We start from the raw sequence: 17,231 nt of genomic DNA, 5'->3' as shown, positions 1-17,231 counted from the left end.
CCAGAGCCGCGAGAGCAGAGCCCTTCACGATCGGAATATCGTCGCCCGGGAAGTCGTAGGAGGACAGAAGCTCGCGAACTTCGAGCTCGACCAGCTCAAGAAGCTCTTCGTCATCCACCTGGTCGACCTTGTTCAGGAACACCACCAGAGCCGGAACGCCGACCTGGCGCGCCAGGAGGATGTGCTCGCGGGTCTGCGGCATCGGGCCGTCGGCAGCGGACACGACCAGGATCGCGCCGTCCATCTGAGCCGCACCCGTGATCATGTTCTTCACGTAGTCAGCGTGACCAGGGCAGTCGACATGCGCATAGTGACGGTTCGCCGTCTCGTACTCGACGTGCGCCGTCGAAATCGTGATCCCGCGTGCACGCTCTTCAGGCGCCTTGTCGATCTGGTCGTACGCCGTAAAAGACGCACCACCCGTCTCAGCCAGCACCTTCGTGATCGCGGCCGTCAGCGACGTCTTGCCGTGGTCGACGTGGCCGATCGTGCCAATGTTGCAGTGCGGCTTATTCCGCTGAAACTTTTCCTTCGCCATCGCGCACGTGTTCCTGCTTGATTTGACGGCCACGCTGGCGCTCCGCACCGTGCATGACCCGAATTGATCCCTCTGCTCAGCCTGCCGCGGCGGGGTGCGGTGGAGCGGGTGATGGGAATCGAACCCACGTATTCAGCTTGGAAGGCTGCTGCTCTACCATTGAGCTACACCCGCCCAGCCTACCGCACACCGCGGCGGTGCCCGCGACTTCCGTCCCGAACACCGGCCAAGCACTATACTCTTGTCTCCCACTTTCCGGCCGAACGCCAGCACGGCAAGTGGAATGGTGGTGGGGGTTGGATTCGAACCAACGTAGGCATAGCCAACGGGTTTACAGCCCGTCCCCTTTAGCCGCTCGGGCACCCCACCCGATTCCCGAACGCGAATTCCGTCGGCCACTTTCGTGACTGTTTCGGTCCCCGCGTTTGAAGGGAGTGCGAAATATGAGAAATAGTCTCTGTTTGTCAACGTCAAAAAACATGGCAAAAGCGGTCACGCGGCATTCATTCCGCGAAACGGCGCTCTGCCCGCGACGGGCCGGAGCGATCTTACGACCAGGTGGGCCTCATGAGCAAATTCCGATCCCGCAAACCTTCGCAAGGGCGCGCTCGCGGCAAACCGCAATCAGGCCCCGCGGCCTCGGGCAAGGACCTGCTCTGGGGCTGGCACGCGGTCTCGATGGCGCTTGCGAACGATAAACGGCACATCAAGGCCCTGCTCTGTACAATGCGGAGCGAGGCGGACCTCGCGGCACGCCTCGCCGCTCTTCCCGAACAGCGGCGCGAGACACTTCCGCAGCCGCTGATCAGGGACAAGGACACACTCGACGCCCTCGCGGGCGAAGGAGCCGTTCACCAGGGCATCATTGCCGAGGTCAGGCCACTTCCGGAGGTCGCGATCGAAGATGTTGTAAAGAATGCGGACGAACAATGCCTTCTCGTTCTGCTCGATCAGGTCACCGATCCGCACAATGTCGGGGCGGTCCTGCGCTCGGCGGCGGCCTTCGGCGCCCGGGCCGTCATCGCCACCGACAGGAATGCGGCACCGACGACCGGGGTGCTGGCGAAATCCGCGTCCGGCGCCCTCGATGCGATCGATCTGGTCTACGTCACCAATCTCAGCCGCTCGATGGAGATGCTTCAGGAGGGCGGTTTCTGGTGCGTCGGGCTCGACGGGGACGCAGAAAAACGGATCGACGAAGTCGACCTCAAGGGACGGATCGCGATCGTCATGGGTGCGGAAGGCAGCGGCCTCAGGCGTCTGACGCGGGAACATTGCGACTTGCTGGTGCGGCTGCCGACAGCGGGCCCGGTCGCGACCCTCAATGTTTCCGCGGCAACCGCCGCCACGCTTTATGAAGCGGCCCGGCAGAAGCAAGGGTAACATCCCGACGACCGCGTGGCTTATGTCACACGCATATTGGGTTGCGTATTATAGAACACGCGGGTTATTCGTGGTCTAATTCGAAGGTAAACCACGCGAATTCCCTAGCAATCGGCAAGTTTCTTTCAGGTAACACCTATAAAAATTATGACAGATCAGCAAAAAGCCGAGGCACAAAGCTTCAAGGACGCGATCTGCGAGGATGTGCCGGACTTCTATTCGCGTAAATCCCGCGATGCCATCGGCCGCGCTGCGGGCCGCTACCTTCAGTCCGTCCGCCTGACCCCGACCGAGCTGCTGCATTCAACGCGCCACCAGCGCGCCTTCAGCGATGCCGGCCAGACCCTGATGCAGGCGGTGCAGAAGACCGCCATCGCGCAGGTGAAGGGGACCCAGATGCCCGTTAGCGAACGGGTCCGCCGACTCTATGAATTGACCGACAGTCTGCACAAGGATTGCCTCCAGAAACTGGAGAAGGAACCGCCGGCAAAACTGGACAAGGGAAACCTCCCGGACCTGATGACCGCCCGTAGCGGCGAGAAGCCGGCGGAGCATGCTTTCAGGGTTCGCGCCGTGCTGACGGAAACATTGAACGGCGTGAATGATTGGGTGAAGAAATTCGAAACGCTGTACGACCTCGGCCACACCATCACCGGGATCGAGGCATTCGGGCATTTCGACCCCTTCATCGCCGAGATCCTGCGCGCGCCGGATGCTGCGAAGAACATCTTCGGCGAAATGCGCTCGACCGGCGAAGAGGTCGAACGTCTGATGGCGCTTCATCGCGGCGAGATCGAACCGTTCCAGGCGCCGGACAAGCCGGCGAACGCAAAGAAGTTCTACACGCTGGCGAAGTCCGGCTACATCCCCGAGACCCGTGACGTCATCCTGCGGCTTCTGGTCCGGGCGCTGGAATCGAGCGGCAAGCTGACGAACGGGAATCTCGGCGCCGAGCTCGAGCAGGTGCGGAGCATCTACAACAAGATGAATACACCGAACGGGTTCCTCGGAGGGGACGAATGCCGCTCGGCGCTCGAGAAACGTGAAGCCTCCCTGTTGAGCGACGAGACCATCGACCTCGTCGTCGGCGGACGGATCGAAGTCCCGGACAAAATCCTGATGGCCCTGCAATTGCGCAAAGGTGCGATCAGCGAGAAAGGGTTGGATTATCTCTCGAGATACGTGACCTCTGTCATGGGCCAGCCGGACTTCGAGCGCGCGGTCCGGAACAGCGAAGGCGGGCTCGAGGACAAGCTCGCGCTCCTCGCCAAGGTGTTCAAGCAAGCCAGGGCGAACAAATTCCCGCCGCGCATCGAGGACCGGATCTGTAACATCGTCGAGGAACTGCAGGCCTCGATCCTTGAGCAATCCGACTTTTACAAGAAGCTCGAAGCCCGCTCCGCCACGACCGCGGCGAAGGCGCTCAAGGTGATCGATCTGCTGGCCGAGGGGACCGTTGTCGGCTCCGGCAATGTGAAGATCGCCCGCAAGGCGGCGCACGATTTCATGAAGAAGCCGGATTTTCTGGAAAGTTATCTCGCGGACAGCAGCGACGCGCAGAAAAAGAAAGCGATGCTCAAGAACCTCGAACAGCGTCTCAAGGCCGCCGGCCTCGCCTGACCCGCTTTATCCGGCCGGGCGCCGCTGCGCTACTTCTTCCTCCTGCTGTTGCCGCGTTTCCTCCGACCAGCGGCTCTTGATGAAGGCGACGAGGGCCCAGATCCCGGCATCCGGTATCTGCATTTCAAATCCGGGCATATCGTTCTTGTAGCTGCGCGGCGAGAACGGCTGGCCGCCATACTTGATAACGTCGAAAATATCGTCGTCGCTCAGCCGCCAGATCGGCGCCGTGCCGTCCAGTGGGAGCCCGGGCCTGTGGCCACGCGGATAGTCGCCATCCCAACCGGATTGCCCCTCGAGGGCATCGCCATGGCAGAATGCACAATTGTCCCGGTAGAGCGCACGGCCTTCCGAGACCAGGACCGGATCCTGCCAATCGGCCCGGACCGCGGTTTCGATGACACGTCGCTCGTAATAGATCGAGGCCACCGTGATCGTCGCACCGATCAGGGTGGCGATCGCAAGAAACCGGCCTTTCGCGCCGAGTTTGCGGGAGATGCTCCCCACGAGCCCGCGTTCGGCCGATTCGATCTCCTCCTCGGCCTCGTCGACAATTTCCCGCAACAGCCGGTCGCTCCGGCGTTCTCCACCGAGCGCACGAGCCCGCATGCGCGCCAGTCTGCGGGATCGCCGTTCATCGCCGGTCCGGCTCATCGCCCGTCTCCGGAATGGGTGAGATGTCTGACATGTTCCGGATCATACGCCATCGCGGCAGATCCGGCCAAGACGCGGGTCAATTGGCCTTTGCCTGCCGCCCGTCGCCGACGGCGACGAAATCCTCTTGCCGGATCTCGTCACTGACGAAGTAGGGCGCGCCGGAATCGTTCAGATAGAAATGCCGCATCTCTTCCAGCGTGAACGGACGCGAACCGAGACGCCCGAAGATCGCGATCTGTCCCCCGGTTTCGTCCACGCCCCGGTCCCGATCTAGCCCCTTGGAGAGCGCCAGGGCGGGATAGGACGTCTTCTTCCAGGCAATCAGCTCCGGTTTCGGCTCCGGGCTAAAGCCGTAGAAGCGCGGTTGCGTGTCCGGCGCGGTCAGCTGGATCACCTTCAGACCGTTCACGCCGTCCGCGACATAGGCGAAGAGCGACGCATTGGTGGAGCCGACGATGACATCCCGGGCGTCCGAGATCGCGCCGTCTGCGTTGAACATCTGGTGCAGGACCGGCATCGCCGGGTTTTTCACATTGAGGATTGCCAGCCCGTCGCGACCGTTCGCCACGTAGGCATAGGTCCGCGCGACATAGATACGCCGCGCATCCGCGAGCGGCACGATCGCCCCCGGAACCTTGCGGATCCCGCGTGGGTCGGTGACGTCGAAGACCTTCACGCCCTCGGCGTCACTGACGAAGAGGTAGCGGAACTGCACCGCGGTCGCGCGCGGATCGTCCATCGGAATCTGCTTCACAAGCTTCGGTGCCAGCGGATCGTCGAGATCGAGCACGACCAGGCTCTTCGGCGTGGTCACATAGACGAAATGCCCGGCGACGGTGATGTGGCGGGCGCCGTCGAGCACGCCGTCACCGTTCCAGGTCACCGCCCGGTCGAGGAAATTGTTGCGCGGCTCGCCATCGGCCATGGTGTTGATGTCGACGAGGATGAGACCTTCCTCGGAATCCGTGACCAGCGCGTAATTATAGATCGGGTGGAACGGCTGTTCCTGGTTCGCCACCCGCATCAACTCACCCTGGTTGCGCAGGGGCTGGATCGGCTGGGTGCTCGGCAGCGCCATGCAGGTTGCGTTCGCCGTTTCCACCTGGGTGTCGTGGCCGAGCTCCGAAAACGGCGCGGTGATGATGCGCTGGCTGAAGCCCTTGTTGGCGATCGAGGCGACGTCATAGACGTGGAATCCGCCCGGCCCCTCGGCGGTATAGAGATACTCGCCCCGGAGCTGCAGGCAGTTGGCAGCGCCCGGCCCGTCATGCGCGTAGCTCTCTTTGAGCTCACGCCCCGCCTGCTGGTGATCCTCATACCAGTCCGGATAGGCGTAGCGCTGCAGGTAGGAGCCGATCACCGCCTGCGGCTCGTCCCATTCGGTGACCCGCACCGCCTCGACCCCGCCATCGCCGCCGACCCAGGCGTTATAGCCGACGAAATTCACGAAGTTGGTGCCGAGCAGCAGAAGCTGAGCCATGCGGGCGTTGTTGTCGTTCTTCTCCGAGAGATGGCAATCGGAGCAGGTCTTGGTCTCCTCCTTGCGCACCGTGTGCGGGAAATGCGGCGCGAAGGCCTGGCTCGAATAGCCGGAGGCCGCGATCGGCGGCTGCTGGATGTAGATCCGCTCGCGGTTGATGTTGGTCGAGGAGAGGATCAGTGCCGAGGAGGAACGCACCGGAGCGATGGTATTGCCTTTCGCCGTCGAGTGCCGCCCGAGCTGGAACATCTGGTCGCGCACGACCTGCGGATTGTAGGTCGCGTAGTTGCGGGTCTCGCCGCCTTCGTAGTGATGACGTTCGGTCTTCCAGTTGGCCTGGATCGGCAGGTGGCAGCCGGCGCAGCTCGTGGTCCAGGAGAGATGGCAGGTGAAGCACTCCATCTCGTCGTCCTTGTGCGCCCGCGCCTCCTTCGGCACGCCAGGGCCCCAGGACATGTCGTCCGGATCGCCCTTCATCAGCTTCGCTCGGGCGGCCTTGGCATTGTAGTCGGCACTCGCGGGGTCGACCGTATTCTTCACCAGGCTGACTTCCCATTCCAGCCCCGGCCAGAGAGCCGAGCGCTGAACCAGCGTCTTGCCGCGCCATTCGAAGCGGCGCGTGCCGTCGGAATTGCGGGTCAGCGAGATGTCCGTGCCGCCCTCGGGCGCCGCCGGCCCAGAGGTCAACAGGGTCGGATATTCGTCCGCCGTGCCGTGGCAGTCCTGGCAAGTGATCTCGATGGCGTTGGCGACCTCGCCATAAAGATGTCCATTGCCGTGCGCGTCCTGCTCGAAGTGGCAGTCGACGCAATGCATGCCGACATCGAGATGGATCGAGGACATGTGCACGGCCTTCTTGAATTTGTCCGGATCGTCCGGCGAGACCACGTTGCCGTCCTTGTCGAGCAGATTGCCGGCTTCGTCCTTCTTGAAGATCGCGCGGAAGTTCCAGCCGTGACCATGATAGTCGGCGAACTGGGTGTTGTTCAGTTTCGGGTTCATCTCCGAGACCTTGGCGAGGAAGGCCCGGTCGCCCCAGAGACCGCGGATCGCCGCCTCCTCCGGGTTGCGCTCGAGGATCGCGTGCATCTCCGCGTTGCTCGGATATTTCTGCTCCTTCGGCCACATGTGCGGCGCGTCGGACTCGTAGTCCCACATGGTGTAGCCGAGGAAGGAGTTCACGAAGACGTTCGGCTGATGCATGTGGCAGACCATGCACTGGCTGGTCGGGATCGCGCTGGTGAACTCGTGGCGCAGCGGGTGACCCGGCTCGTTGCGCGGGATCGTCGGGTCCTTGCTGTCCGTCACCCCCATATGCCCCAGCGCCGAATAGGGCCCGGAATGGCGCGGGTCGCGGTCGTTCGCATAGACCACGTGGCAGGAGGCGCAGCCGGAGGAGCGGAAATCGCCCGGCTGGTCGTTGGTGCCGAGGAACCAGGTGAAAGGATCGTTGAGGCGGGTCTTGTGGATGTTGATCACCGGCACCGAGATGCGCAGACCGGTACCGGGACCTCGGTTCGACTGTTTGAGATCCGGGCGGCCGGGCTCTTCCAGGCGCTGCAGTTGACCGAGCGCGTTCGGCAGGCCGATTTCCGGGAACAGGTTGACTATATTCCGTCCGCCGCGTTCGAAGACCCGGAAGATGTCGCCCGGCGGGATCACCTCCCAGGCCGGCATCGGCACCAGCTTTTCCAGCACGCCGGCGGCCTTCATCCCGTCGGTCGGCGGCACCGGATTGGTCAGCGCCGCCGGCTGGCCATCGCGCGTATAGGCCTCGCCGAGCAGGTAGTTCTTGTAGGGCAGAATGCCGTTGTTATAGGCGGCCCCGCCCCAGAGCATGGCACCGGTCGCCATCAGGCTGTTCCTGGCGGCACGGATCTCCCGCGCATGGCAGGCGCCGCAGGACTCGTCCACGACCCGGTAGTCGCTCGGATTGACGAAACGGATGAATTCCGGGCTCTCCCGGTTCAGCAGCGTATAGGACCGCTCCGGATTGGCGCTGGCCGGATACTGCCAGCTCTCCGGATAGAGAGGCTGGACATGTGCCTTGTCGAGCGCGGAACGGTAAGCCGTTTGCGAGGGCGCGCCCTCGTCCGGCTTCTTCACCGTCGCATCGCCGCCATGGCAATCCGTGCAGCCGAGCGGCACGCCGCCGCTGCGGTGCATGCTCGGCTCGTCCGTTTCGGTATGGCAGCTCATGCAACCGGCACTCTTCGCGTCGATCGCCTGCTGCGGCTGCCATTTCGGCGCAGGTGGTGTTTGCGTGTAGTGGATATCGCGCGGCTTCTCCCCCGTGGCCGCCATCCCCGCGTCCGGCGCAAGCGCAAGGAACGTGAAAAGCAAGGCCAGGGTGAATGGGGTGCCGCGCCGCATGACCGCTCCCGTCAGTAGGTCAAGATCAGGTTCGCGAGAACCGTGTAATAGACGTCGTCGTCCCGGTTCTGCTCGCCGTAGAGATCCTTCATCCCGTCGCCCGCAAACAACGCGGCGGCGGAAAGCCGCATCACAATGTTCTGGGAGAAGAAGGGTCTGTAGATCAGTGCGGCGGACAGGTCCCAGCCGATATCGCGCGAGATGTCCTGCTGGTTGCGCGCCACCTCGAGCACGGCGGTGTCGTCGAACTGCATGTAATTGAGGTTCGTCGAGAGCCGGAGCTCCGGAAGGATGTCGAAATCCGCACCGGCACCGACCAGGCGGAAGCCCGGATTGTCGAAATTCGACTGGCCGTGTTCCTTCGAGCCGCGCAGCGAGGGAAGCATGGCGTTGCGATTGGAAAGCACGACGCCGCCACCGCCGATCAGGGGAATGCCCTGCCGGATCCAGTAATTGGTGTCGGAGCCGGCGATCTGCGGGTTCTCGAAGATGGCATCGAAGCCTCTCTGCGTGCCGTCGAACGGATCGTCGTCGCCCGAGGCATAGACCAGCGAGCCGCGCAGCCGGACCCAGTCGAAATCGATCGAGGGTTCGGCCGCCGCGAAGAAAGCGCTGATGTCGGTCGCCTCGTTGGTGAACTGGCTGTTCCGGTTGGAGCCGAAGGCGTAATAGACCGAGGTCGTCAGGTTCAGGCGGCCGAAATGCCCGTCACCGTTATAGCCGACATAGCCGACATCGTAGTTCCGCCCGCGCTCGGCCCCGAAGGAGGTCGGGCGCTGGATGAAATTGTTGTTGTCGAAGAAGAAGTCGTCGCCTTCGCGATTCCGGTTGTAGATGCCGGTGATCTGACTCTGGTAGCCGAGCGCCGGGAAATCCTGCCAGTAGAGATTGGCGATAAAGACATCGTCCTCGCGCAGCTTGCGGTCGACATCGTTGAGACCGCTGTTGGTGTCCTTTTCCAGCCGCCGGAACCAGGCGAGATTGTACTGATAGATATTATTGTCCCGGTCACCGAAGAGCCGGACGCCGAGCTGGTTGTCCTGGAACAGGAAGCCGCGGAAGTCGCTTGAGAAAGGCTGGATGCCGACGCGGATGGAGTCGAAGTCGTAGCGGTCCGAGACGTTCCGGATGTGATAGTCGACGAAGGCTTCCTGCAGCGCGAAATGAGTGTCGGTGCGCTCGGTCCCCTGCCGCGGATCGGCATAGAGCACCCGGCGCTCCTGCACGTCCGCGTAATTGTAGTTGATGACCGGCGTCAGGCGGAATTCCAGATCCGGCGGCTTGTAGGCCGTGTCGCCCTTGATGAGCGACGCGCTGACGATGAAATTCTGGTTGAAGACGAACTGGCCCGCCTCACCGAAGAGATCGTAGTTCCCGGCATTGTCGGACGATTGCACGCCGATCGGCGTCGGCACGCTCCGCGGTTCGGCAACCGTGTCGGAGATCGCGGCGATATTGACGAACCAGTCCTTGGTGCCGAACAGAGGACGATCGCCCTTGATCGGATTCCGGTTGTAGGGATCTGCGATCGATTCCGTGACGCCGACCGCTTCGATCAGCCGCCAGCGATCGGGGATCGGCGCGATGTTGGAGGGATCCTTCCGGCCCGGGGGGGCGACACGCTGCTTGATGGCGGAAGAGAGCGGCGCGCGCTGTTCGACTTCGGAGGGCGGCGTCCCGCCCGGCCGCTGGCGCTCGATCCCCTGTGCCGAAAGATCGGCCGTATAGCCGCCAACCGCCGCCAGCAAGCCGCCGGCAAGCAAGACGCGGAGCATGCCGGTCATTTGCCGTTGCATGGCGTCTGCTCTCCGGAATCGAGGAACGGCGCGAACGGACAGGAGACATAGCGAAGGCGCGTTCCCTGCGGCACCAGATTGTCCGCGCGGATCCCGGTCGGCGCATTACCGATGCCCGTCCCGAGTTCGATCCCCGCATTGTGCAGTCCGAGGAACGAGATCATGTCGTCCTGGTCGACGCCGTCGCCGGAGACGCCGACGCCGCCGACGAGCGTGCTGCCGCGGTAGATCGGCACGCTGCCCGGGAAGATCTGGAACCCGTTCGCCGCCCGGCTCTTCCCGGTTTCCGGCTGGACCGGAAGATTGCTGCAATTCTGCTCGGTATCGGTCGCGCTGAGCCCAAGCAGGAAGGAGCGGTGCTGCACGATGTTTCCGATCACCGTGTCGAGCTGCAGACCGGTGTTGAACGGGCTCCAGACGCTGATCGGCTGGCTGAAGGGACCGTTCGCCGCGCCGTCGATCCCATCCGGGAAATAAGGGCGGGAAAGATTGCCGCCCGAACGGTCGGCGAAAGCGGTCCCGTCGGACAGCGCCGTCGGCCCGATGAAGGCGCGGGCGTTCAGAACATAAGTGCCGAGATTGCCCTGGATCAGCTCCGTACCGGCGGTGGTACTGGAGAAGAAGGCCGCGGTCCGCGCCTTCTGAAGGGAGACGTCGGTGCCGAAGACCGGCCCGTCCGGTGTCCGCACGATGCCGAGAATGTCGCCATTGGTATCCACGACAGAAATCGTCACCTGCGCGTGGCTGCCGAGCGGACGGCGGATTTGCGCGCGGGCCCGGAAGGCGATGGAGAGCGCATTGCGCAGAATGGTCTGGACCTCGACCGCCGTCAGCGCGTCGGTCGTTCCCTCTGTCCCGGCTTTCGGCGTAAAGCGCGGCTGGTTTGCGCTGTTGACGAGGACATAGGCGTCGAGATTGCCGAAGACACCGCTGGTATCGGGCCGGTACCCGCTCGCAGCCGCGCCGAACACCGTTCCCGCCCGGATCGAGCCGTCGAAATAGGTCGAAACCGGTGTCAGACCGCCGACCGAAGCAGAGAGGCCGTCAAAGGACGGAGCGGTACTCGGGACCGAGGCGAGGGACCCGGAACCCCGGTCCGTGAAACGGAAAGTCTTGCCTTCGACCGTGATCCGGTCACCCCGGACATCGGCCGGCGCCTCGAACCCGACCGATCCGGCGACGGCGATCAGCTCGTCATTGTCGGAATCGACATCGCCGACATTCAGATCCGCGCTGTAGGTGCCGTCGGAGATCACGCCGATGGCGCCGACCGGCTCGCTGTTCTTGTAGAGCGGTACGCCCCCCGGATCGGCGGAGAGTCCGAGCGGTGAGCGTTTCGGCCCGATTGTCACCGCCGCGCTGTTGGTCGCGATCGAAAGGTCGGAACAGGGAAGCTGGCTGAACTGCACGCCGAAGAGCGGCCCGCTCGGCGCGAAGCGTTCGCGGGGATTGAAATGTTCCTGGATGATCTGGCTCGCGGTGCGCGTCGTAAAGGCGTTGCCGCGTGAGGAGAGATAGGCACCGGTGATCGCCTTCGCGATCGCCGCCACGGGGCCCGGCACGTCCACGCCCTCGAGGCCGCCCTTGCTCGGGTCACCCGACGTCACCACGACACAGCCCGTCGGCACACCGCCGAGCGAAACCGTGCAATCCGTACCCGAGATGCTGAACTGCCGATTGGCGCCGATCATGTTGTAGACGGCGAGCACATTGCCGACACGATCCGTCACTGCGATCGCCGCCGGCGCGCCGCGTGCCTGGGCTTCCTGAACGGCCTGGGCGAGCACCTGCTTGACCTCGGCGACCGTCAGGCTCTCCTGCGCATTGGCGGAGAAGCCGGCGGCGAGACAAGACAGCAGAACGCCGATTCCCAGAGCTCGAAACACCCTCTTCATCCCCCCGCAGGCCCCCATCAATGCGTGCCCGGCTGCACCAGTTCGACCACTCCGAACTTGAAGCTGGAAGCGGTTTCATATGCGATCGTCACCCGTACCGGGAAAAGCTCGCCTCTCAGGTCCTCTCCCCTGAAGACCTTTACCTTCATTACATTTCCTGCGACCGGAGAGTGATTGTCCACCAGACTGCCGAGCCGGCCGTCCCACGGGATCCAGTAGCCGAGATTAGTTCGCTGAAGGACGTCCCCGTCGCCGGTCCGGGCACTGACGTAATTCGCCGTCGGTTGGTCGGCGCCGAGTGCAACCTCGATCTCGACAGACACATTCGCACTGTCGACCTCCATCTGGGCCAGCCGTACGCCCTCTTCGCTGAGGGTGACCGGGTCGGCGAAAGCGGTTCCGCAGGCAACGGCGAGAAGGGAAAACGCGGCCAGTCCGCCGCGATAGAAGTGCCGGAAATTCATTTCGCCGCAGTCTCCCTTACCGGATGCATTGGCGGCATGCCGTCCAGGTGGAAAGCATGACAGGTTACGCAGGGGCTGGGTACCCGGTCGGAGACCGCTTCCCCGCCGTGACAATCGCGGCAGACGGAGATCTTCGGCAGCAGCACGTCCGAACTCTCGATGGAGTCGGCGGCCGCATGGCAATCGGTGCAGACGACATCCTCGTGCGCCCCGTGATCGAAACGCGCCTTCGGGTGCCAGACCGCGGCGACCTTCACTGGCGCGACGGACAGCGCCTCCGGGGCGGCATCGGTGTTGGTCAGCACATGACAGCTGCCGCACTGGCTCTTGGAGAACAGATAGCGCGCCGCCCAGTCCGCCTTCTGACGGGCCCAGGCCAGCGCCTGAGGCCGCTCTTCCGCCGTCAGCGGCGTGCCCGGACGCCGGCGCACCACGGCCGGCGCTTCAGGTTCGCTGACGCCGCCCTCGAGTGCCCGCTCCGCGTAGAATTCCCGGAGTTCGCGATAGACCTGATCGGGCTTGCCATGGGAGACGGTGCGCTTCGGCGCGTCCTGATCGAAGGTCAGCCTGTGGCACGCGCCGCAATTGTCCTCCATGACGAGAGGCTTCATGAGCGCGCCGCCGGCCTCCGGGACATGACAGCTGGCGCACTCGAGCTGTGTGCTCTGGCCCGTCTCCGGATCCTTCATCTTCTTCGGATCGAGGTGGGTCTTGTGCGGGAAGCGCAGGTTGGAGACTTCCTTCGGGTTGTCGTCGAGGCTGATACGCACCTGCTTCCCCGCTGCCGGATCTGTCCAGACAGTCGCCCGGAACTCGGGATGCGCCTTGCCGAAATCGCCTGCGTTCAGAAGCGCGGTTTGCGGCCACGCCTTGTCGAGCCCTTCGTGACAGGAGGCACAGAGCCGCTGCCGCTCGGAGCGGACCGGCTGCGGCCCGTTATGCTCCGTGTGACAGCTCGCGCAACGGGTTTCTGTGATACCGGTCGCGACAGAAGCCTCCAGCGCGGCATGCGCATGCTGCCCGGTGTGGCAGGAGGTACAGGCCGCATCCTCCACCTGAATGAAGGGCTTGGTGTGGCAGGCACTGCAATTGTCAGCGAAGAACTTGTGCGAGTTCATCATCTCGCCGGGATTCCAGCTGATGTCGAACCCCATCTCGTGCCCCTTCGCCATCGCGGCACCCGTGGCGACGACCTCTTCCACCGGCGCATCCTTCTCCGGCGACAGGAAAGGCCAGATCACCGGCACGGCGAGGAACAGAACGAGGATGAGCAGCGAGAGAACCCAGGCGGTCCCGCGCTTGCTGATCCCCGATTCGGCGACCGACAGGCAGGACCGGCGCCGGAGTTCCTCGAGATCGTCGCCGAGCGGCTGGGTCAGCTCCAGCGTCACCCCCAGATCGAGACCGTCCGGCTTTTCCTCGACGACGATCTCGTAGGGACCGGCGCCGAGCGTATCCCCGGTCTTCAGCACCGCCGTCCGGGTCACTGCGCCGTTTACACGCAGGTCGACGCTCCCGACAGCCTCGACGAATATCCCGTCATTGTTCAGATGGATGATGCCGAGATGGAGCGGCACGCGGGGGTCAGGCAGAAAGAGCTCGTTGTCACTACCCCGTCCGATGCGCAGGACTTCCGCTGAGACGAGCTCTTCCTTGCGGCCGATACCGCCCTTGGCCCGTCGTGTCAGCGTGGTGATCCGTGCGTCCATGATCCGGTCACCAGTAGTAGAAGACGGAAATGATATGCGCGGTCAGCGCAGCGAGCAGCGCGAAGGACAGCGGCACATGGAGATGCAGCCAGATGTCCATCAGCGCCTTGAGCTGGATATCGCGCCGGACAGTCGTCAGTAGCGAGCATTTCTTGCCGATCAGCGTCAGCAGCTTGCGCACCGACGGTCCATGCTCCGGGCCGACATTCGTGCTCACACGACGCAGCTCCTCGAACGCCTCGGCGGCCGCACATTTGCGATCCCTGCCGGAAAGCTGTCTCCAGCAGGAGCCTCCGATCCGGGTCTCGTTGCTGGACTTCAACACCAGCGCCGCGATCTCGTCCGGCAGATTAGCGGAGACCTGCCGGCATTCCCGGTCGATATCGCCGATCTGGCTAAGGAACTCGTCAAGCGAAAGGCCGCGCCGATTTTCCGTCATCATCCGCGGGTAACGGGCATAGGTGTAGATCCCAAAAGCGCCGCTCGCGATCACCAGCATCATCAGCACATAGGCGAGCGTGTGCACGTTCCAGCCGAGCTGAAAACCGGTATGCAGGGTCGCGACGACGATCAGGCTGAGCCCGAGATAGACATGAGCGGAGAGCCAGGAGCGCAGGCGAAAGGCGCCACCGTAGCGTCGCTTGCGGATGCCGAACCACATCAGCCAGACGATCAGCAGGGCACCGATCGTCCCGAGACCGTAGCCGAGCCAGGTCCCGCCGCTCTGCACGTCGAGCGGATCGTAAATCGCATAGGCGACGGCCGAGAGGATGCAGAGCGCGCTCGCCCATTTCAGGAACTTGAAATTGCTGTGAACCAGGAACCCCTCGTGCATCCCTACCTCCCGAACCGTGCGAGGTTGGTAATGGAGAGGAACTCCTCGGGCTTGACCCGGATGGCGGCCCCCGTCGGGCAGGCGCTGACGCAGGAGGCGCCGCCGGTGACGTCCTTGCACATATCGCATTTGACCGCCGATTCGCGCGCGCCGTCCGGCTTCACCATCGGGCGCTTGTCCTCGCCCGGCCCGGGGCCGCTGCCGAACATCAGCCAGGACAGCAGCCCCGGCTTCTTCGGGCGCGGATAGGCCATCTGGATCACGTTATACGGGCAGTCGCGGGCGCAGTTGCCGCAGCCTATGCACTTGTCGTCGATGAAGACCTCGCCGTCCGGGGCACGATGGATCGCATCGGCCGGGCAGTCCGCCATGCAATGCGGATGCTCGCAGTGCCGGCAGGAGGTCGGGACATGCAGGGTGCCGAAGGTCGGGCCGGCTTCTCGGTTGAGGCGCGAGACACCGCCATGTGTCTCCGCGCAGGCCTTCTCGCAATTATCGCAGCGGACGCAGAGGCTCTCATCGATCAGCAGGATATCCGTCGCCTCGCCGACACCCTGGTTGACCAGGAAGTCGATGATGTCGCCGGACTCGGGCCGGGTCTCCGTCTGCACGTTCTCGACCAGCCGGTCCTGGAACCGGGATTCGATCTCCCGCCGGAGATCGGGTTCGCGGTCCAGCAGGCTCCGGAACGCCGCCGCGTTGATCCTGATCGCCTCGGAGGCAACCGTCGCCTTCACAGTGGCCGAACGCGGCGTATTCCCGAGCAGGGCCATCTCGCCGATATAGTTTCCGGCCGGGATATACGAGAGCACGATGTCCCGTCCGGCGATGCGGCGGGACACCGTCATCGAGCCCGTCCGGATCAGATAGACATCGTTGCTGGTCTCGCCTTCGGTGATCACAGTGTCACCCGCGGAGAAACTCTCGATCTCGGCCGTTTCCACGACCTCCCGCAGCATCTCCGGATCGATGTTCGGCGCCAGATGCATCTGGATCTGTCGCGAGATCGCGGCCTGGTCCAGAACCCGGCGCGCCGCCGGAACGGAGTTGATCAGGCGCAGCATGGCGCGGCGCGGCGTCTCGACCAGGAAGCACTGCTCGCGGGCGATGATCGTCGCCGTCCGGCGGCGGCCCGCGATCAGGCCCATTTCACCAAAGAAAGAGCCCGCTCCTAGGGTCACAACCTCGCTCGGGTCCGCCGGATTGATCTGCACATCGACAGCGCCGTTCACGATGGAATAGACGCTGTTGGTGTAGTCGTTCCGCTCGAAGATCACGTCGCCGGGCTGTTTCAGGTGCACCGTACTGTCGATCATGAACTCACGAAGCTGGAGCATGGTCATGGAAGAGAGCAGCGGCACGTTCGACTGGATCGCGCCGAGGACATCCTCGACCTTGACGTTGCCGAGGGTCCGGAACTTGTTCTCGAGGAGCGGCTCGTCGGCGGGCTTCACCTCGTTACCGATGATCGTCTCGACGACCTCGTAACCCTGGTTCATCGCCAGCTTGATCAGCGGGTAGCCGGCCAGCGCACCGATGACGTAGAGGCCGGGGACAGAGGATTCGTAAGTCTGGGACAGCTCGGGAAGCGCACCCGGATCGTCGCCCGCGAACCCGATGCCGCAGTCTTCAACGAACTTACGCGGCGGATTCGCTCCGAGACGGGCGATGACCCGGTCGCAGGCCACCACACTCTCACCCTCCGGCACTTTGAGCGTGATCCGGCCCGGTTCGACGCTGAGCGGTGCGGCATTGTAGAAGCATTCGATCCTGCCGCTTTCGATCGCTTCCGTGATCAGCGAGAGATTTCCCGCCTTCGCCCGCGCGAATTCGTCGCGCCGGTTGACGATCACCACATTGTTCTGCGCCGCGAGCCCGATGGCATTCTCGATCGCCGCATCGCCCGCGCCGACCACGACAATCGTTTCGTCCTCGTACTCCAGCGGATCGTCGAGCTGATACTGCACGCGTTCCCACTGGTCTCCCGGAACGCCGAGCTTGCGCAGGTTTCCCTGCAGTCCGATGGAAAGGACCACATGCCCGGCGGAGACCGTTTCGCCGTTCGCCAGCGCGACCGTGAAATCGCCCTTCTGGCCGCTGATCCCGGTCACCTCGGCCCTGTAGCGGATATTCACCCCGAGATTTTCCAGTTCCCGGTCCCAGGTGCCGAGAATGTCCTCGCGGACCCCCGCCTCGAAACTCATGTCGCTGCGCAGCGGCATGACATCGGGCGTCGCCATCACGAATTTCTTTTTCTGATACTTGAAAATGGTGTCGGCGGCGTGATCCGTCCGCTCGAGCAACAGATGCGGAATGCCTCGTTCGGCCGCACGTCCGGCAGCGCTGAGCCCAGCGGGACCAGATCCGACGATCACAATTTCAAAGCGATCAATCACGGCTCACCGCTAGACCCCAGACATATCTCTCAAGTTTATTCGGACTATTGATTGCCCTTTAACTACCAGAGGACGATATGCGTTA

11 protein-coding genes and 2 tRNA genes are annotated in these 17,231 nt (G+C 63.6%); 2 read left to right on the top strand and 11 right to left on the bottom strand.

The annotated features are described in order from the left end of the window. From IG122_RS20235 to IG122_RS20225, 3 genes are all read right to left on the bottom strand, one after another. The coding region (locus IG122_RS20235) for a GTP-binding protein (RefSeq protein WP_193187956.1) at nucleotides 1-538 on the bottom strand (538 nt) is incomplete at its 3' end. Nucleotides 539-638: 100 nt separating this feature from the next. Next, nucleotides 639-712 (bottom strand) — tRNA-Gly (locus IG122_RS20230). 110 nt (nucleotides 713-822) lie between these two features. Further along, nucleotides 823-907 (bottom strand) — tRNA-Tyr (locus IG122_RS20225). Nucleotides 908-1,105: 198 nt separating this feature from the next. Here IG122_RS20225 and rlmB point away from each other — a divergent pair. Both rlmB and IG122_RS20215 read left to right on the top strand, forming a co-directional pair. After that, nucleotides 1,106-1,921: a 23S rRNA (guanosine(2251)-2'-O)-methyltransferase RlmB gene (gene rlmB, locus IG122_RS20220; protein WP_193187955.1), complete on the top strand. Its 816-nt coding sequence runs from the start codon at nucleotides 1,106-1,108 to the stop codon at nucleotides 1,919-1,921. A 147-nt stretch (nucleotides 1,922-2,068) separates the two neighbouring features. Next, nucleotides 2,069-3,541 (top strand): hypothetical protein, encoded by a 1,473-nt coding sequence (locus IG122_RS20215; RefSeq protein ID WP_193187954.1) that lies wholly within the window; start codon nucleotides 2,069-2,071, stop codon nucleotides 3,539-3,541. A gap of 6 nt (nucleotides 3,542-3,547) precedes the next feature. On the opposite strand, the gene IG122_RS20210 is transcribed toward IG122_RS20215, so the two are convergent. From IG122_RS20210 to IG122_RS24505, 8 genes are all read right to left on the bottom strand, one after another. Beyond that, nucleotides 3,548-4,195, bottom strand: coding sequence for a c-type cytochrome (locus IG122_RS20210; RefSeq protein ID WP_193187953.1), 648 nt, complete (start codon nucleotides 4,193-4,195; stop codon nucleotides 3,548-3,550). A 79-nt stretch (nucleotides 4,196-4,274) separates the two neighbouring features. Then, the gene (locus IG122_RS20205) at nucleotides 4,275-8,051 is read right to left on the bottom strand and encodes an LVIVD repeat-containing protein (protein ID WP_193187950.1); all 3,777 of its coding nucleotides are present in this window, start codon (nucleotides 8,049-8,051) and stop codon (nucleotides 4,275-4,277) included. 11 nt (nucleotides 8,052-8,062) lie between these two features. After that, nucleotides 8,063-9,847, bottom strand: coding sequence for a hypothetical protein (locus IG122_RS20200; protein WP_193187948.1), 1,785 nt, complete (start codon nucleotides 9,845-9,847; stop codon nucleotides 8,063-8,065). Further along, nucleotides 9,832-11,733, bottom strand: coding sequence for a heme-binding protein (locus IG122_RS20195; RefSeq protein ID WP_193187945.1), 1,902 nt, complete (start codon nucleotides 11,731-11,733; stop codon nucleotides 9,832-9,834). Before IG122_RS20195 ends, IG122_RS20200 begins: the two co-directional genes overlap by 16 nt. Before the next feature lie 26 nt (nucleotides 11,734-11,759). Beyond that, the gene (locus tag IG122_RS20190) at nucleotides 11,760-12,206 is read right to left on the bottom strand and encodes a hypothetical protein (protein ID WP_193187943.1); all 447 of its coding nucleotides are present in this window, start codon (nucleotides 12,204-12,206) and stop codon (nucleotides 11,760-11,762) included. Next, nucleotides 12,203-13,915, bottom strand: coding sequence for a hypothetical protein (locus IG122_RS20185; protein ID WP_193187942.1), 1,713 nt, complete (start codon nucleotides 13,913-13,915; stop codon nucleotides 12,203-12,205). Before IG122_RS20185 ends, IG122_RS20190 begins: the two co-directional genes overlap by 4 nt. A 7-nt stretch (nucleotides 13,916-13,922) precedes the next feature. After that, nucleotides 13,923-14,750: a hypothetical protein gene (locus IG122_RS20180; RefSeq protein WP_193187941.1), complete on the bottom strand. Its 828-nt coding sequence runs from the start codon at nucleotides 14,748-14,750 to the stop codon at nucleotides 13,923-13,925. A gap of 2 nt (nucleotides 14,751-14,752) precedes the next feature. Continuing rightward, nucleotides 14,753-17,125 (bottom strand): cyclic nucleotide-binding domain-containing protein, encoded by a 2,373-nt coding sequence (locus IG122_RS24505; RefSeq protein WP_319024945.1) that lies wholly within the window; start codon nucleotides 17,123-17,125, stop codon nucleotides 14,753-14,755. Nucleotides 17,126-17,231: the final 106 nt, after the last annotated feature.

The sequence above is a fragment of the Nisaea sediminum genome (assembly GCF_014904705.1).
Lineage (GTDB): Bacteria > Pseudomonadota > Alphaproteobacteria > Thalassobaculales > Thalassobaculaceae > Nisaea > Nisaea sediminum.
Note: the sequence above shows the minus strand (reverse complement) of the source record. Positions and strands in the feature narration are given on the sequence as shown.